General features: G+C 63.0%; 13 protein-coding genes. 3 read left to right on the top strand and 10 right to left on the bottom strand.

Translation table 11 applies throughout. From position 1 onward, the window contains the following. The first annotated feature begins 22 nt into the window (after positions 1 to 22). A complete protein-coding gene (gene fabI / locus FJV80_RS19130; RefSeq protein ID WP_010913330.1) occupies positions 23 to 826 on the top strand; it encodes an enoyl-ACP reductase FabI in 804 nt (267 codons plus the stop codon). 163 nt (positions 827 to 989) lie between these two features. Then, positions 990 to 2,534, top strand: coding sequence for a bifunctional diguanylate cyclase/phosphodiesterase (locus FJV80_RS19125; RefSeq protein ID WP_142877135.1), 1,545 nt, complete (start codon positions 990 to 992; stop codon positions 2,532 to 2,534). 5 nt (positions 2,535 to 2,539) lie between these two features. On the opposite strand, the gene FJV80_RS19120 is transcribed toward FJV80_RS19125, so the two are convergent. The 10 genes from FJV80_RS19120 to rimP form a co-directional block, all read right to left on the bottom strand. After that, positions 2,540 to 3,550 (bottom strand): class I SAM-dependent methyltransferase, encoded by a 1,011-nt coding sequence (locus FJV80_RS19120; RefSeq protein ID WP_142877134.1) that lies wholly within the window; start codon positions 3,548 to 3,550, stop codon positions 2,540 to 2,542. Between the two features lie 123 nt (positions 3,551 to 3,673). Next, positions 3,674 to 5,821 carry a polyribonucleotide nucleotidyltransferase gene (pnp, locus tag FJV80_RS19115; protein ID WP_095771830.1) on the bottom strand — a complete coding sequence of 716 codons (2,148 nt, stop codon included), beginning with the start codon at positions 5,819 to 5,821 and terminating at the stop codon, positions 3,674 to 3,676. Between the two features lie 408 nt (positions 5,822 to 6,229). Continuing rightward, positions 6,230 to 6,604 (bottom strand): 30S ribosomal protein S15, encoded by a 375-nt coding sequence (rpsO, locus tag FJV80_RS19110; RefSeq protein ID WP_269465810.1) that lies wholly within the window; start codon positions 6,602 to 6,604, stop codon positions 6,230 to 6,232. A gap of 78 nt (positions 6,605 to 6,682) precedes the next feature. Next, positions 6,683 to 7,777 (bottom strand): magnesium/cobalt transporter CorA, encoded by a 1,095-nt coding sequence (gene corA / locus FJV80_RS19105; protein WP_095771829.1) that lies wholly within the window; start codon positions 7,775 to 7,777, stop codon positions 6,683 to 6,685. A gap of 44 nt (positions 7,778 to 7,821) precedes the next feature. Further along, a complete protein-coding gene (truB, locus tag FJV80_RS19100; RefSeq protein ID WP_142877133.1) occupies positions 7,822 to 8,799 on the bottom strand; it encodes a tRNA pseudouridine(55) synthase TruB in 978 nt (325 codons plus the stop codon). Further along, entirely contained in the window at positions 8,799 to 9,239 is a 441-nt protein-coding gene (gene rbfA / locus FJV80_RS19095; RefSeq protein WP_142877132.1) for a 30S ribosome-binding factor RbfA, read from the bottom strand. The genes truB and rbfA overlap by 1 nt, the downstream gene beginning before the upstream one ends. 173 nt (positions 9,240 to 9,412) lie before the next feature. Further along, the gene (gene infB / locus FJV80_RS19090) at positions 9,413 to 11,992 is read right to left on the bottom strand and encodes a translation initiation factor IF-2 (protein WP_095787278.1); all 2,580 of its coding nucleotides are present in this window, start codon (positions 11,990 to 11,992) and stop codon (positions 9,413 to 9,415) included. Next, positions 11,989 to 12,639: an RNA-binding protein gene (locus tag FJV80_RS19085; RefSeq protein ID WP_142877131.1), complete on the bottom strand. Its 651-nt coding sequence runs from the start codon at positions 12,637 to 12,639 to the stop codon at positions 11,989 to 11,991. The genes infB and FJV80_RS19085 overlap by 4 nt, the downstream gene beginning before the upstream one ends. Positions 12,640 to 12,677: 38 nt before the next feature. Next, the gene (nusA, locus tag FJV80_RS19080) at positions 12,678 to 14,273 is read right to left on the bottom strand and encodes a transcription termination factor NusA (RefSeq protein ID WP_010913320.1); all 1,596 of its coding nucleotides are present in this window, start codon (positions 14,271 to 14,273) and stop codon (positions 12,678 to 12,680) included. 49 nt (positions 14,274 to 14,322) lie between these two features. Continuing rightward, positions 14,323 to 14,970 carry a ribosome maturation factor RimP gene (rimP, locus tag FJV80_RS19075; RefSeq protein ID WP_095771823.1) on the bottom strand — a complete coding sequence of 216 codons (648 nt, stop codon included), beginning with the start codon at positions 14,968 to 14,970 and terminating at the stop codon, positions 14,323 to 14,325. A gap of 286 nt (positions 14,971 to 15,256) precedes the next feature. Here rimP and FJV80_RS34590 point away from each other — a divergent pair, with 286 nt between their 5' ends. Then, positions 15,257 to 15,421, top strand: coding sequence for a hypothetical protein (locus FJV80_RS34590; RefSeq protein ID WP_095771969.1), 165 nt, complete (start codon positions 15,257 to 15,259; stop codon positions 15,419 to 15,421). Positions 15,422 to 15,430 lie beyond the last annotated feature (9 nt).

The raw sequence follows: 15,430 nt of genomic DNA, 5'->3' as shown, positions 1-15,430 counted from the left end.
TTTTCTAAAAGGATTGCCTGCCATGGACGGATTGATGAAGGGCAAGCGCGGGCTTGTCATGGGTGTCGCCAACGATCATTCGATCGCCTGGGGCATCGCCAAGAAATTGTCCGAACATGGGGCGGAGCTCGCGTTCACCTATCAGGGCGACGCCTTCGGCCGCCGGGTCAAGCCGCTCGCCGACAAGCTCGGCGCCTCGCTGGTCGTTCCCTGCGATGTCGAGGACAGCGCTTCGGTCGCCGCCACGTTCGAGACGCTCGGCAAGGAATGGGGCGGACTGGACTTCGTCGTCCACGCCATCGGCTTTTCCGACAAGAATGAGTTGAAGGGCCTCTACGCCGACACCAGCCGGGACAATTTCGTCCGCACCATGGTGATCTCCTGCTACTCCTTCACCGAAGTGGCGCGCAACGCCGCGGCCCTGATGACGGAAGGCGGCTCGATGATCACGCTGACCTATGCCGGTTCGGTGCGCGTCATGCCGAACTACAATGTCATGGGCGTCGCCAAGGCCGGCCTCGAGGCCAGCGTGCGCTACCTTGCCAACGACTACGGTCCGCGTGGCATCCGGGTGAACGGCATCTCGGCGGGCCCGGTACGCACGCTCGCCGGCGCCGGCATTTCGGACGCCCGTCACATGTTCTCGTACCAGCAGCGCAACTCGCCGCTGCGCCGCACGGTGACCATCGACGAGGTCGGCGGCTCCGCGCTCTATTTGCTGTCCGACCTTGCCTCGGGCGTCACCGGCGAAATCCACTATGTCGATTCCGGCTATCACATCGTCTCCATGCCGACGCTCGACGAGTTGAAGCAGACGGATGGCTAACCGGCCCTTACGGATCAAGGCGCCACGCTTTGGGCAACCGTTTGGAGAAATGGCTCTCTTTCCAGTAAAGAAAATAATCTTCTCCAGTAAAATTGGATACATTCGCGGAAACTCATTTTAAGGGGATTTCCGCTATAGAGTCCCGCAATCTGGGGACCTTTGAATGACTGCCGTCAGCAACCCGAAGCGAACACCGGTGTTCCGACTGCTCACGATAGCGAGTTCGGGCATTGGCAGTTTTGTCCTCGGCATCTGGGGCCTGAAGCACGGCCTCGGCGATGGGTTTGCCGGCATATCGATGGACATGATGGTCGCGATCATGGCTGCGCTTTGCGCGCTGGCGGCGTCGGTGGCGGCCATGTCGTTCTTCGCCGGCGTCGATGAATCGGCGGATTTCGTCTTCAACGAAACCCATTTCGACAAGCTGACCGGACTGCTGGCGCGCCCGGCGATGGTCGGCAAGGTCGCCGAGGCGGCATGCGCGACAAGCCGGACCGGAGAACCGGTGTTCCTGATCGACATCGACATCGACCGGTTCAAGCAGATCAACGACGCGATCGGCTATACGCAGGGCGACGAGTTGATCCGCGCCTTCACCAAGCGGCTGCAGACCTGCGTGCCCGCACGCGCCCTGGTCGGGCGTATCGGCGCCGGCGAGTTCGCGGTGCTGCTTGCGGATCATCAGATCCAGGGAACGATGGAAAGCATGGTCGAAAGGCTCATCGACGAAATGATGGAGCCCTATGAACTGAGCACCCATCAGCAATCGGTGAGCCTGTCGGTGGGTATCGTGGCCATGCCCAAGGATGGCGTCGATCCGGTCCCTATCCTGCGCCGCTCCAACCTGGCGCTGCAGAATGCGCGCGCCGGCGGGGTCGGCAACTGGTCGGTGTTCAACAGCGAGATGGGGCGTGTCGCCGATCATCGTCAATGGGTCGAATCCGAACTGCACACCGCTTTCGAGCGCGGAGACTTCGACCTGCACTATCAGCCACAGCTCGACCTGCCGACCGGCCGCATCATCGGCTACGAGGCGCTGATCCGCTGGAACCATCCCGAACGCGGCATGATCCCACCCTTGGAGTTCATCCAGATCGCCGAGGAAACCGGGATGATCCACCCGATCGGCGAATGGGTTCTGCGCAAGGCCTGCAGCGATGCCCGTCATCTGCCGGACGACTGTTTCGTCGCCGTTAACATCTCGCCGGTCCAGTTCATGACCAAGGACTTCGTCGGCATCGTGCGCGACACCATGCGGGCCACCGGCATCAAGCCCTCGCGGCTTGAGCTGGAAGTCACCGAGACGGCGATGATGCAGGACCGCGACCGCGCGGCCGCTATCCTGAAAGAGCTTGCCGAAATGGGCATCTCCGTTGCCGTCGACGATTTCGGCACCGGTTATTCGAACCTCAGCTATCTCATCGACTTCTCATTCGGCAAGCTGAAGATCGACCGTTCCTTCGTCAGCCGCATCGATACCGATTCCAGCTCCGGCGCTGTCGTCTCGACCATTGTCGGGCTTTCGCGCGCGCTCGGCGTCAGCATCATCGCCGAAGGCGTCGAGACCGAGAGCCAGGCGACGCTGTTGCGGGCGGCCGGCTGCGAGGTGGTGCAGGGTTATTTGTTCGGCCGGCCGGCGCCGCTCCAGTTCAGGCTTGGCGACGAGCACGCCACCGACGAGGTCCGGCGCGTCGCCAACCTGCATTGAGCAAGTCAGCGCCGAGCGGAAAACACCTTGAACATGCCGTCGCGGGCAAGCTCCGCGTGGCTGGCAAAGGCGGCCGACAGCACGGGCTCGTAGGGAAGCTGACGGTTGGCGACCATGAACAGCCTGCCACCGGGCTTCAACGCCTTGGCCGCCGCGCGGATCATGCCGGCGCCGATCTCCGGCTCCGCAGCACGGCTGCGATGAAAGGGCGGGTTCATGGCGACGACGTCGTAACGGCGCTCGACAGGCTCGGCGAGCAGATCCATCCAGAAGAAGCCTTGCGCCACTGTGTTGGCCAAGTTGCCCTTGGCCGCCTCCAGCGCATCGAAATCGGCCTCATAGAGATCGAGACCCGACAGGCCTGACGAGCGGGCAGCCATCTCAGCCGCGACATATCCCCAACCAGCACAGAAATCGGCCGCATTGCCGCGCAGGTCACTGGGCAAATTGTCGACCAGCAGTTTCGAACCCGCATCGACGCGATCGAAGGAGAACATACCAGGTGCGGTGTGGAACCGCTCCTCGATCAGCAAGGCGGGATTGGCGGCGCGAAGCGTGGCTGCGGCCTGCATATCCACAGGGCGGCGCAGCCAGAAGGCGATGCCGTGATATTTCGGCATATGGCCGTCGAGCGGCACGAGCTCGTCGACGCGCTTGCGCAGGCTAGCAATGCCGTCGTCCTTGCCGCCGGCGACGACGACAAGCCCGCCTGACGCCACGCGCTTGAGGGCCTCGGCGATACGCAGTTCGTTCTGGCCGCGGTGACGGCCCGCGAGCACCAGGGCGGCATCAAATCCGTCCCCCTCGGTTTGCGGCGTGACGGAAAAGCCCGCTGCCTGCAATGCACGGAAATATGGCCGGAAGCCCTGTACGAGATGCAGCGTGGCCTCGAAACCCGACGGCACGCGCAGGCCGGGCTCGGCGCCGAGGAAGAGGATGCGCTCGCCCTTTCGCGGCAAGGCAAGAGCCTCGGCCTCGAACGGATGGAAAAGTGTCTTCAGCGCTTCAGCGGACATGGAAGTGCTCCCAGAGTCTTACGCAATTCCCAAGCGAAAGCGCCTCATACTTTCCTGGAACCGCTCCAAACGAAAACGGGCGCGACATAAGCCGCGCCCGCTTCGATTTTTCCGTCAGATCGCTCAGGCGGCGTCTTCTTCGCCTTCGGCCTTCTTGTCGCGCACGATTTCCTTGCCGGTGGCCTGGTCGACGACCTTCATCGACAGGCGGACCTTGCCGCGCTCGTCGAAGCCCATCAGCTTGACCCAGACCTTGTCGCCTTCCTTGACGACGTCGGAGGTCTTGGCGACGCGCTCGTTGGCGAGCTGCGAGATGTGGACGAGGCCATCACGCGGACCGAAGAAGTTGACGAAGGCGCCGAAGTCGGCGGTCTTGACGACCGTGCCTTCGTAGATTTCGCCGACTTCCGGCTCGGCGACGATGGTGTGGATCCACTTCTTCGCCGCTTCGATCTCCTTGGCGTTCGAAGAAGCGATCTTCACCGTGCCGTCGTCCTCGATGTTGATCTTGGCGCCGGTCTTCTCGACGATCTCGCGGATGACTTTGCCGCCCGAACCGATGACGTCGCGGATCTTGTCGGTCGGGATGTGCATGACCTCGATGCGCGGCGCGAATTCGCCGAGTTCGGGGCGGGCGCCGGTCAGGGCATGAGCCATTTCGCCGAGGATATGCTGGCGGCCGTCCTTGGCCTGATCCAGCGCGATCTTCATGATCTCCTCGGTGATGCCCTCGATCTTGATGTCCATCTGCAGCGAGGTGATGCCGTTGGCGGTGCCGGCGACCTTGAAGTCCATGTCGCCGAGGTGATCCTCGTCGCCCAGGATGTCGGAAAGCACGGCGAAGCGCTCGCCTTCCTTGATCAGGCCCATGGCGATACCGGCAACCGGCTTGGCCAGCGGCACGCCGGCATCCATCAGCGCCAGCGAGGTGCCACAGACGGTGGCCATCGAGGACGAGCCGTTGGACTCGGTGATCTCCGAGACGACGCGCAGCGTGTAGGGGAACTGGTCAGCGCTCGGCAGCATCGGACGGATGGCGCGCCAGGCGAGCTTGCCGTGGCCGATTTCGCGGCGGCCCGGCGAACCCATGCGGCCGGTCTCACCGACGGAATAGGGAGGGAAGTTGTAGTGAAGGAGGAACTTCTCCTTGTACATGCCGGTCAGCGAATCGACATACTGCTCGTCTTCGCCGGTGCCGAGCGTGGCAACGACCAGCGCCTGGGTCTCGCCACGGGTGAACAGCGCCGAACCATGGGTGCGCGGCAGGACGCCGACTTCGGAAACGATCTTGCGGACCGTCTTCAGGTCGCGGCCATCGATGCGCGAGCCGGTGTCGAGGATGTTCCAGCGCACGACCTTGGCCTGCAGTTCCTTGAACACCGAGCCGATCTGCTCGGAGGTGTACTTGGCCTCTTCGCCTTCGGCCGGAGCAAAGGCTGCCTTGACCTTCGCCTTGACGGCGTCGACGGCGGCATAGCGCTGCTGCTTGTCGGTAATCTTGTAAGCCTCACGAAGCTCGTCGCCGACGATCTTCAGCATCTCGGCTTCGAGCGCGGAATAATCCGGCGCGGTGAAGTCGCGTGGCTCCTTGGCGGCAACTTCGGCCAGCTTGATGATGGCGTCGATGACCGGCTGGAAGCCCTTGTGGCCGAACATGACAGCGCCGAGCATCAGCTCTTCGCCAAGTTCCTTGGCTTCCGACTCAACCATCAGCACGGCGTCGGCGGTGCCGGCGACGACGAGGTCGAGCTTGGATTCCTGCATTTCGTCGATGTGCGGGTTGAGGACGTATTCGCCGTTGATGTAGCCGACGCGCGCACCGCCGACCGGGCCCATGAAGGGAACGCCCGACAGGGTCAGAGCGGCCGAGGTGGCTACGATCGACAGGATGTCCGGATCATTCTCGAGGTCATGCTGGACGACCGTGACGACGATCTGCGTGTCGTTCTTGTAGCCGTCGGCGAAGAGCGGACGGATCGGGCGGTCGATGAGGCGCGAAACCAGCGTTTCCTTTTCGCTCGGACGGCCTTCCCGCTTGAAATAGCCGCCCGGGATCTTGCCGGCGGCATAGGTCTTTTCCTGGTAGTTGACGGTCAGCGGAAAGAAATCGAGGCCAGGCTTGGGCTCCTTCATCGAAACGACGGTGGCCAGAACCTTGGTCTCGCCGTAGGTGGCGAGCACAGCGCCGTCAGCCTGACGGGCGATCTTGCCGGTTTCGAGGATGAGCGGGCGACCGCCCCATTCGATTTCCACTTTGTGCTGATTGAACATGTCTTGTCCTTTGTATGAGGAAGGGCCGCGCCGTTTCAGCGTGCGCGGGTGCCCTTTCTTCTGGCTTCCTTTCTCGGGCAGCCACGGGCAAGACAACGGGAGGCTCGGGTCTGTCGGCACGGTGGCCATACGAGCGTCCTGCAATCCTGCCCCATGACCGTCCATGGGCGGCTCCGAGTGGCCCTCTGCACGCTCGAAGCCGGATATGGCCAATCGATCGATCGGCCTGCGCATGACCCCGAAACCCACGGCTTACGGAACGCGTCATGCGCAATTCAACTTTTCGGAGCGTCCGTCCGGCATCCCGATGGGCTGCGCGGCGCTCCAGTCCTGCATTCGAGATCGGATTGGTCCGGTGCTCGAATGCGCGACCGGCGGACTCCTTGAGGGAGCCCGCCGGTCAATTCGTCAACGGCGCAGACCGAGCTTCTCGATCAGTGTCTGATAGCGCGCGTCGTCCTTGCGCTTGAGGTAATCAAGCAGGCTGCGGCGCTGGGACACGAGAGCGAGCAGACCACGGCGGGAATGGTTATCCTTCTTGTGGTCCTTGAAATGGTCGGTCAGGTTCTTGATGCGCTCGGAAAGGATGGCCACCTGGACTTCCGGAGACCCGGTATCGCCCTTGGCGGTCGCGAATTCACCCATCAATTCCTTCTTGCGCTCGGCAGTAATCGACATCGTGTTTTTCCTTATCTGTTTGAGGAAACGGGTCGCCCTCAGCCGGGATGTCGTCCAGCAGGGGCCGGTGCAAGCAAAGCGTCGTGGCGCTATGCTGCGGCGCATATAGTGCAATTCCCGGCAAAACACCAGCCCAATTCACCAAGCCGGCTTTTCAGCCCCAAATGCCCGGTTTTATCGGCGTCAGAGCCATTTCTTCCATTTGAAGAAGGCAATCAAGCCGACCGCGACAAGCAGCATGAAGACGAGTGCCGCCGGATAGCCATAGTAAGACCGCAGCTCCGGCATGTTCCATGGCGAGGTATCGGGACTGAAATTCATGCCCCAGACGCCGACCAGGAAGGTGAGCGGCATGAAGATGACCGAGACGATGGTGAGATAGCTGATGACGTCGTTGGTGCGCGCCTGGCTCAGCGACAGATGCATCTCGATCAGCCCGGTCAGCATGTCGCGCTGGGTCTCGACCAGTTCGATCAGCCTGAGTGAGTGGTCGAGCGTGTCATTGAGGAAGACCTTGGTCTCGGCTCCAACATAGGGCACGTCGTTGCGGATCAGCGTCGCCAATGCATCGCGCATCGGCCACAGCACGCCCTTCAGCACGTTGGCGTCGCGCCGCAATTCGTGCAGTTGCCGCATCTGATGCTTGTGCGGCGAATGCAGCATCTCATCCTCGATGCCGTCGACCAGGTCGCCGGCCGCCTCGATCGGCGGGAAATAGCTGTCGACGATGGCGTCGATCAACGCGTAGGCCAGATAGTCGGCGCCGCGCGTGCGCAAGCGGTTGGGCGCCGAACTCTCGATGCGCTTGCGCACCGGGTCGAACGGATCGCCCTCGCGCTCCTGGAAAGTGACGACGAAGTTCTCTCCGACGAAGACGGCGATCTGCTCGTAGCGATGCGCGGTGACATCGTCGATCATGCGCACGACGACGAAGGCATGATCCTCGAAGAAGTCGACCTTGGGCCGCTGGCCGGTGTTGACGACATCCTCCAGCGCCAGCGGATGCAGGCTGAAGATGCGGCCGATCTCCTTGATCAGCTGGATGTTGGCGAGGCCGGTGCAGTCGAGCCAGATCACCGGCCATTTGTGGCAATTGGCCTCGACATCGTCGATGCTGGCATTGTCGATGGTCTTGAACTTCTGCGGCGAGATCAAGGTCAGCCGCAATTCGGAGCGTCGCGCCGCCGGATCGGCGATCAGCGTGCCCGGCGAAGCGCCTACCGGCGGCCGCCTCATCTTTACAGGCGCCCGCTTCTTCACCGCCTCGACCTTTGCCATGTGCCCCTCGAGCGTAGAGTCGATGTGAAGTTAGCCGAGAGCCGTCAACCGGCAAAGACCCGCTTGGGCTTGAACATGCCTTGTTCGATCGCGCCGATGGCCACCAGCTTGCCGCGAGCCGTCGCGCAGGCTTCCTCGGCCTCGACAGGCGCATCGCGGCCGCGAATGATGACCGGATTGCCGAGGCGGATCTTGGTCGCCGCATCGTCGCTGATGGCGATCTGCGGCAGGCAGTCGAGAGCCGCCGACGTGTCGACAAGAAGCGCGTCGATCGCGCCGAAGTCCACTGGCACGTCAATCGCATCGGCGTCGTCGGCAGGCTCCGGCTTGTCCTCGCCTTGCGCACCGAAACGGGCCGCTTCCAGCTCGGCGATGGTGACGAAATCCTCCGATGTGAACGGATCGACCTCGACCCGGCGCAAATTGCTGATATGGCCGAAGCAGCCGAGATCGCGGCCCATGTCACGGGCCAGGGAACGCACATAGGTGCCCTTGCCGCATTCGACCTCGAAAACGGTATGGTCGGCGTGGTGTTCGACCACGTCGAGGCGGCCGATCTCGATCTCGCGCGCGGGAATATCGACTGTCTCACCTTCGCGGGCGAGGTCGTAGGCGCGTTCGCCCGCGATCTTGATGGCCGAAAATTGCGGCGGCGTCTGCATGATGACGCCGGTGTATTTCGGCAGCAGCGCCTTGACCTCGGTCTCCGCCGGACGCAGGTCTGAACTCTTCGTCACCGGTCCTTCAAGGTCGTCGGTCGAGCGCTCCTGCCCCCAGGCGACGGTGAAGCGGTAGATCTTGGCGCCATCCTGCACATAGGGGACGGTCTTGGTGGCTTCACCGAGCGCGATCGGCAGCATGCCGGAGGCCAACGGATCGAGCGTGCCGGCATGACCGGCCTTTTCCGCCTGGAACAGCCATTTGATCTTGGACACGGCCTCGGTCGAGCCCATGCCCACGGGCTTGTCCAGCACCACCCAGCCGGAGACCGGCCGGCCCTTCTTCTTGCCGCGGCGCCCCATTATTCGCTGTCCTTGTCGTCTTTGGCCCTGTCGTCTCTGGTCTTGTCGTCGTCCGCATCGAGATCGCGCGCCACTTCAGGCGACTTCAGCAGATCGTTGATCCTGGCGAAATTGTCGAAGGAGGTGTCGAGCTTGAAGCGGAACTCCGGCATGAACTTCATCTGCCGCAGAGCGCCGGAGACACGGCCGCGGACGAATTTCGCATGCCTGTTCAACGCCTCCACAACAGCATTCGCGTCTTTGGCGCCAAGCGGCGAAACGAAAGCGGTGGCAACCCTCAGGTCGGGCGACATGCGCACTTCCGAGACCGACACAACGGTATTTTCGATCAGCGGATCGATGATCTCCCCGCGCTGCAACGTTTCGGACAGCGCGTGGCGCACCTGTTCGGCAACGCGCAGCATACGCTGGGACGGGCTGGATGTGGTTGGACGGGGCATTTTTCTCAATCCTGAAAGCGTGAGGCACGGGATAGGACCGTGCCGCATGTCTCATATGTCAACGCATCGGCCCGAAATCGAATTCGGTTTCGAAAAGCACGATGCGCAATTTCACAATAAACTCCAGGCGACGGTCTTTCGACCACCGCCTGGCATGGACAAGTCACGTGAACTCAGAGCGTCCGGGTCACCATCTCGACGCGGAAGCACTCGATGACGTCGCCGACGCGCATGTCCTCGTAGTTCTGGAAGGCCATGCCGCACTCCTGGCCGCCGGGGACTTCCGAAACCTCGTCCTTGAAGCGCTTCAGCGTCTTCAGCGTGCCTTCGTGAATGACGACGTTGTCGCGGATCAGGCGCACGCCCGCGCCACGCTCGACCTTGCCTTCGGTGACACGGCAGCCGGCGATCTTGCCGACCTTGGTGATGTCGAAGATCTCGAGGATCTCGGCATTGCCGATGAAGGTCTCGCGACGCTCCGGCGACAGCAGGCCCGACAAAGCCGCCTTCACATCATCTACCAGGTTGTAGATGATCGAGTAGTAGCGGATTTCGATGCCCGCGGCGGCTGCCGCGGCACGTGCCTGTGCGTTGGCACGGACGTTGAAGCCGATGATTGCCGCACCAGACGTTTCCGCCAGCGAGACGTCGCTTTCGGTGATGGCGCCGGCGCCAGCATGGACGATGCGCGCACGCACCTCGTCGGTGCCGAGCTTGTCCAACGCGGCGTTGATCGCCTCGATCGAACCCTGCACGTCACCCTTGATGACCAGCGGGAATTCCTTCAACCCGCTCGTCTGCAACTGCGACATCATCTGTTCGAGCGAGCCGCGCTGGCCGGCATGCTTGGCCACCGCCTTCTCGCGCGCCAGACGCTGGCGATACTCGGTGATCTCGCGAGCGCGGGCCTCGTTGTTGACCACGGCAAAGCGGTCGCCGGCCTGTGGTGTGCCCTGAAGGCCGAGCACCTCGACCGGCATCGCCGGCGGCGCTTCCTTGATCTGCTCGCCGCGATCGTTGACCAGAGCGCGTACGCGACCCCATTCGTTGCCGGCGACGAGGATGTCGCCCGGCATCAAGGTGCCGGTCTGCACCAGCACGGTGGCGACGGGGCCACGGCCCTTGTCGAGTTGCGCTTCGATGACGACACCCTCGGCGGTACGGTCCGGATTGGCCTTCAGGTCGAGGATTTCGGCCTGCAGCAGGATCGCCTCCAGCAGCTTGTCGAGATTGGTGCCCTTGGTCGCCGACACTTCGACGTCAAGCACTTCACCGCCCATCGATTCGACGAAGACCTCATGGCGCAGCAGTTCGGAGCGCACCTTCTGCGGATCGGCGTCATGCTTGTCGATCTTGTTGATGGCCACGATGATCGGAACGCCGGCGGCCTTGGCATGGCTGATCGATTCGATCGTCTGCGGCATGACGCTGTCGTCGGCCGCCACCACCAGGATAGCGATGTCGGTGGCCTGGGCGCCGCGGGCACGCATCGCCGTGAAGGCAGCGTGGCCGGGCGTGTCGATGAAGGTGATCTTCTGACCGTTCTTCTCGACCTGATAGGCACCGATATGCTGGGTGATGCCGCCGGCCTCGCCGGAGACGACATTGGCGTTGCGGATGGCATCGAGCAGCGAGGTCTTGCCGTGGTCGACGTGGCCCATGATGGTCACGACCGGCGGACGCGGCACCAGGTCCTCGGCGTTGTCGGCGATGTTGAACAGGCCTTCCTCGATGTCGGATTCGGCGACGCGGCGGACCGTGTGGCCGAATTCGGTGGCGACCAGTTCGGCCGTGTCGGCGTCGATGACGTCGCCCGGCTTCAGGATCTGACCCTGCTTCATGAAGAACTTGACCACATCGACCGCACGTTCGGACATGCGCTGCGCCAGTTCCTGGATGGTGATGGTCTCGGGCAGGATCACTTCGCGCATGACTTTCTCGCGCGGCTCATTGTGCATCGCGCGCTTGAACTTCTCCTGACGGCGACGCATCGACGACAGCGAACGGGCTCGCGCATCCTCGTCGGAAAGCGCGGAATTCAGCGTCAGCTTGCCACGGCGACGATCTTCCTCGCCCTTGGTCGGCTTGGCCGGACGCGCCACTTCGGGCGTGACCAGGCGACGCACCGGCGCGCCCGCGCCAGCCCGCTTCGGCTTGACCTCTTCTTCGTCCGCCGTTGCCAGTTCCGCGGCCAGCGGCGCGCGGCGGCGTGCTTCTTCCTCGGCACGGCGGCGCGATTCGGCCTCGGCCTGCAGCCGTGCCTCTTCCTCGGCCTGGCGGCGTGCGGATTCCTCGCGCTCGCGCTTGCGGCGCTCTTCGTCCTCGGCCCGGCGCTTGGCTTCCTCGGCGGCGCGCTGACGGTCTTCGACCTCGCGGACCTTGGACCCTTCCAGCGCCCTGCGGCGGGCTTCCATCTCGCTGCGCGACAGTTCGTTCAGCACCATGCCGCTGCGCTCGACCGGAGCCGGCGGGGCAGGCGGAGGCGCAGCCTTCGGCGCTTCCTGCACGACTGGGGCCGCCGCGACCGGCGGCTTCGGCGTGAAGACGGGCACAGGGGCCGCGGCAGCCGGCTCCGGCTTGTCGCCGGGCAGCGAGAATTTGCGCTTCTTGGTCTCGACCACGACCGACTTGGTACGGCCATGCGAGAAGTTCTGGCGCACGGTGCCCTGTTCCATGCCGGGGCGCTTCAGCGTCAAGGTCTTCTTAGGTGTAACACTCAACGTCTTGTCGTCGCCCGATTTCGTATCGCTCATTCCATATCCTCTGCGGCCTCATCTTCGTCAGCAACGGCCGCAAGCATTGCCAGATCGTCCGGGGTACCGCCCCGATACCGGTCGAGCGCAACCATGCGCTTCTGGACCGCCTTACCCGCGTCTCCCGCGAGGACGGCAGCATGTATCACATTTGTACCCCCCAATGCCAAGCTCAACTCGGCCTCGGAGAAAAGTTTGTAGGCAAGGATGGAAGGGCCGCCGATATGGACGGTCGCCCGCCGCGCCTGGCTGATCTTGCGCACGCCATCGTCCGACGCTTCGCTTGCGTGGAGCACGAAAAGCGCCAGTCCGCCGCGCACGGCACTCTCAACCTTGGTGGCGCCAAGAGAAATTGCGCCTGCCTTGCGGGCGAGACCCAACATGCCCAGAGCGGATCTGGAAAGCAGCCCATCGACCATGCCGCCAAGATCCGGCGGCACAACCACCTGTGCCTTGAAGGCGCGGGCAAAAAGGTTCTTGGCCGCCGCCTTCTCAATATGTAGACGGTCGGCACTCACCCAGCAACCGCGGCCGGGCAGATTTCTCTTGAGATCGGGAACGACGGCCGAATCCGGGCCGACGACGAACCGGATCAGTTCATCCGGTTCGGCCTGCTTGCGGGTAACGATGCAGGTGCGATCGTTCATCTCGTCCAAGGGCGGGTTGTGTGCGATGCGGTTTCACCTCACGCACCAACGGCTTCGTCAGCCGATGCTTCTTCGGCCGCAAGCTCGTCTTCGGAAATCCAGCCGGCCTTGAGACGGGCGTTGAGCACCATCTGTTCGGCATCGGCGCGCGAAACACCGTGATTGGCCAGCACGCCCGGATAGACCTTGGTCTCGCCGTCCTTGCGTTCCTTCCAACCGGTCAGGTCGTCGGCGGCATAGCCGGCGAAATCCTCGATCGTCTTCACGCCATCCTCGCCGAGCGTCACCATCATGGCGGTGGTGATGCCGGGGATTTCGCGCAATTCGTCCTTGACGCCCAGCGCCTTGCGCTTCTCGTCGTGCTCGGCCTCGATCTTTTCGAGGTACTCGCGGGCGCGGGTCTGGATTTCGGAAGCGGTGTCGTCGTCGAAGCCGTCGATCGAGGCGATTTCGCCGGCGTCGACATAGGCGACCTCCTCGACGCTGGTGAAGCCTTCGGAGGCCAGCACCTGGCCGACCATCTCGTCGACATCGAGGGCTTCCATGAACAGCGCCGAGCGCTCGACGAATTCCTTCTGGCGGCGCTCGGATTCCTCGGCCTCGGTCAGGATGTCGATATCCCAGCCGGTGAGCTGCGAGGCGAGACGCACGTTCTGGCCGCGGCGGCCGATGGCCAGCGACAGCTGATCGTCGGGAACCACCACTTCGATACGCTCGGCATCCTCGTCGAGCACGACCTTGGCGACTTCCGCCGGCTGCAGCGCATTGACGATGAAGGAGGCGGCCGAGGGCGACCACGGAATGATGTCGATCTTCTCACCCTGCAGTTCGCCGACGACGGCCTGGACGCGGCTGCCGCGCATACCGACGCAGGCGCCGACCGGATCGATCGAACTATCACGCGAGATGACGGCGATCTTGGCGCGCGAGCCCGGGTCGCGGGCGACCGACTTGATCTCGATGATGCCGTCATAGATTTCCGGCACTTCCATGGTGAACAACTTGGCCATGAACTGCGGATGCGTACGCGACAGGAAGATCTGCGGGCCGCGCTGCTCGCGGCGCACGTCGTAGACATAGGCGCGGACGCGGTCGCCATATTTGTAGTTTTCGCGCGGAATGAGCTCGTCGCGGCGGATGATCGCCTCGCCACGGCCGAGATCGACGATGACATTGCCATATTCGACACGCTTGACGGTGCCGTTGACGATCTCGCCGATGCGGTCCTTGTATTCGTCATACTGGCGGTCGCGCTCGGCCTCGCGCACCTTCTGCACGATGACCTGCTTGGCGGACTGCGCGGCGATGCGGCCGAAATCCATCGGCGGCAGCTGTTCGGCGATGAAGTCGCCGAGCTGCGCGTCGGGATTGCGCTCGCGAGCCGAGGAAATGGCGATCTGGGTGGCGTAGTCGTCGACCTTTTCGACCACTTCCATCAGCCGCTGCAGCTTCATCTCGCCGGTGTTCGGGTTGATGTCGGCGCGGATGTTGGTCTCCTGGCCGTAACGCGAACGCGCCGCCTTCTGGATCGCATCGGCCATGGCGGCGATGACGATCGACTTGTCGATCGACTTTTCACGCGCGACGGCGTCGGCAATCTGCAGCAGTTCAAGTCTATTGGCGCTTACAACCATGTTTTTTCTCCCGAGCCTGTTTGCCGGACTTTTCGGCCCGGCAGCTCAATCAACTTTCCTGTTCGTGTTCTTCCGTGGCGTCCGCTTCCGCACCCTCGGGCGCGTCGTCATCCGGTTCGCCGCGGCGTTTCTTGGCTTCCTTGCGCGCCCTGTTGTCCTTCGACAACGCATCGCGGATGAGATCGTCGGTCAGGATCAGCCGGGTTTCGGCAATGGCGTCGTAAGGCACGCGCACCGTCGGTTCCTCGCCATAGGCCGCCTTGTCGCGCTCGATCAGCACGTCGTTCTCACCAGCCTCGGCGATCTTGCCCTTGAAGCGCTTGCGATCCGCGACGATGACCGATGTTTCCATCTTCACCAGATGACCGGTCCAGGTCACGAAATCGGATTTGCGCACCAACGGCCGGTCGATGCCGGGCGAAGAGACTTCGAGATGATAGGCCTTTTCGATCGGATCATCGACGTCGAGCGCCGGCGACACCGCGCGGCTGACCTCTTCGCAATCCTCGACGGTCATGGTGCCGTCCTCGCGTTCGGCCATGATCTGCAGCGTCAGTCCGTTCTGGCCGGACAGATGCACCCGCACGAGGCGAAAGCCGATGCCGCGCAGCACCGGCTGAACGATCAGCGCAATGCGCGCATCGATGCCGCTTTCGCGGATGATGCGGTCGTCACCTTCGCTTGCCGTTGCAGTCATCAAGTACCTGTCGTTTCGAACCTATCGGCAGGTAATAAAAAAGAGCGGGACCGGGTGGACCCACTCTTCGTCATACCGACCAAGAATTTGAGGTTGATATAAACGAACATGGCCTGTGTTTCAAGCCCGCCGTGCCGAACCGGCAAAAGGGCTGACAGCGTCAGCATTGCTCCAGGCGCATGGCCACCATGCGCCAATCCCCCTGTGAGAGCCGGCGGAGCGCTCTTATTTGTTAGCCACGACACGAACAGAAGAGGCGCGCGGTGGCGCGCGAAAGGACAAGATCATGAGCAATCGCAGACTGTTTTCCGCCTTGGGCGAGATCTTCACCGCATTCGGCGGCGCCGTTGCCGCGTCACGCTCGGTGGAAGCCGGGCGCAAGCCTCGCGCCGACGATTTGCGCAAGCTCGGCATGGATCCGGCCATCTTCAACAGAATCGGCCGTTTCTGAAAATCTGGC

The sequence above is a fragment of the Mesorhizobium sp. WSM4310 genome (genome assembly GCF_007003935.1).
In the GTDB taxonomy this organism is placed as follows: domain Bacteria; phylum Pseudomonadota; class Alphaproteobacteria; order Rhizobiales; family Rhizobiaceae; genus Mesorhizobium.
This window is presented reverse-complemented; position numbering and strand designations above follow the sequence as displayed.

Bases quoted from the DNA above. Each gene is read 5' to 3' on its own strand.
- fabI (WP_010913330.1), top strand. From the start codon at position 23: ATGGACGGATTGATGAAGGGCAAGCGCGGGCTTGTCATGGGTGTCGCC.
- FJV80_RS19125 (WP_142877135.1), top strand. From the start codon at position 990: ATGACTGCCGTCAGCAACCCGAAGCGAACACCGGTGTTCCGACTGCTC.
- FJV80_RS19120 (WP_142877134.1), bottom strand. From the start codon at position 3,550: ATGTCCGCTGAAGCGCTGAAGACACTTTTCCATCCGTTCGAGGCCGAG.
- pnp (WP_095771830.1), bottom strand. From the start codon at position 5,821: ATGTTCAATCAGCACAAAGTGGAAATCGAATGGGGCGGTCGCCCGCTC.
- rpsO (WP_269465810.1), bottom strand. From the start codon at position 6,604: ATGCGCCGCAGCATAGCGCCACGACGCTTTGCTTGCACCGGCCCCTGC.
- corA (WP_095771829.1), bottom strand. From the start codon at position 7,777: ATGGCAAAGGTCGAGGCGGTGAAGAAGCGGGCGCCTGTAAAGATGAGG.
- truB (WP_142877133.1), bottom strand. From the start codon at position 8,799: ATGGGGCGCCGCGGCAAGAAGAAGGGCCGGCCGGTCTCCGGCTGGGTG.
- rbfA (WP_142877132.1), bottom strand. From the start codon at position 9,239: ATGCCCCGTCCAACCACATCCAGCCCGTCCCAGCGTATGCTGCGCGTT.
- infB (WP_095787278.1), bottom strand. From the start codon at position 11,992: ATGAGCGATACGAAATCGGGCGACGACAAGACGTTGAGTGTTACACCT.
- FJV80_RS19085 (WP_142877131.1), bottom strand. From the start codon at position 12,639: ATGAACGATCGCACCTGCATCGTTACCCGCAAGCAGGCCGAACCGGAT.
- nusA (WP_010913320.1), bottom strand. From the start codon at position 14,273: ATGGTTGTAAGCGCCAATAGACTTGAACTGCTGCAGATTGCCGACGCC.
- rimP (WP_095771823.1), bottom strand. From the start codon at position 14,970: ATGACTGCAACGGCAAGCGAAGGTGACGACCGCATCATCCGCGAAAGC.
- FJV80_RS34590 (WP_095771969.1), top strand. From the start codon at position 15,257: ATGAGCAATCGCAGACTGTTTTCCGCCTTGGGCGAGATCTTCACCGCA.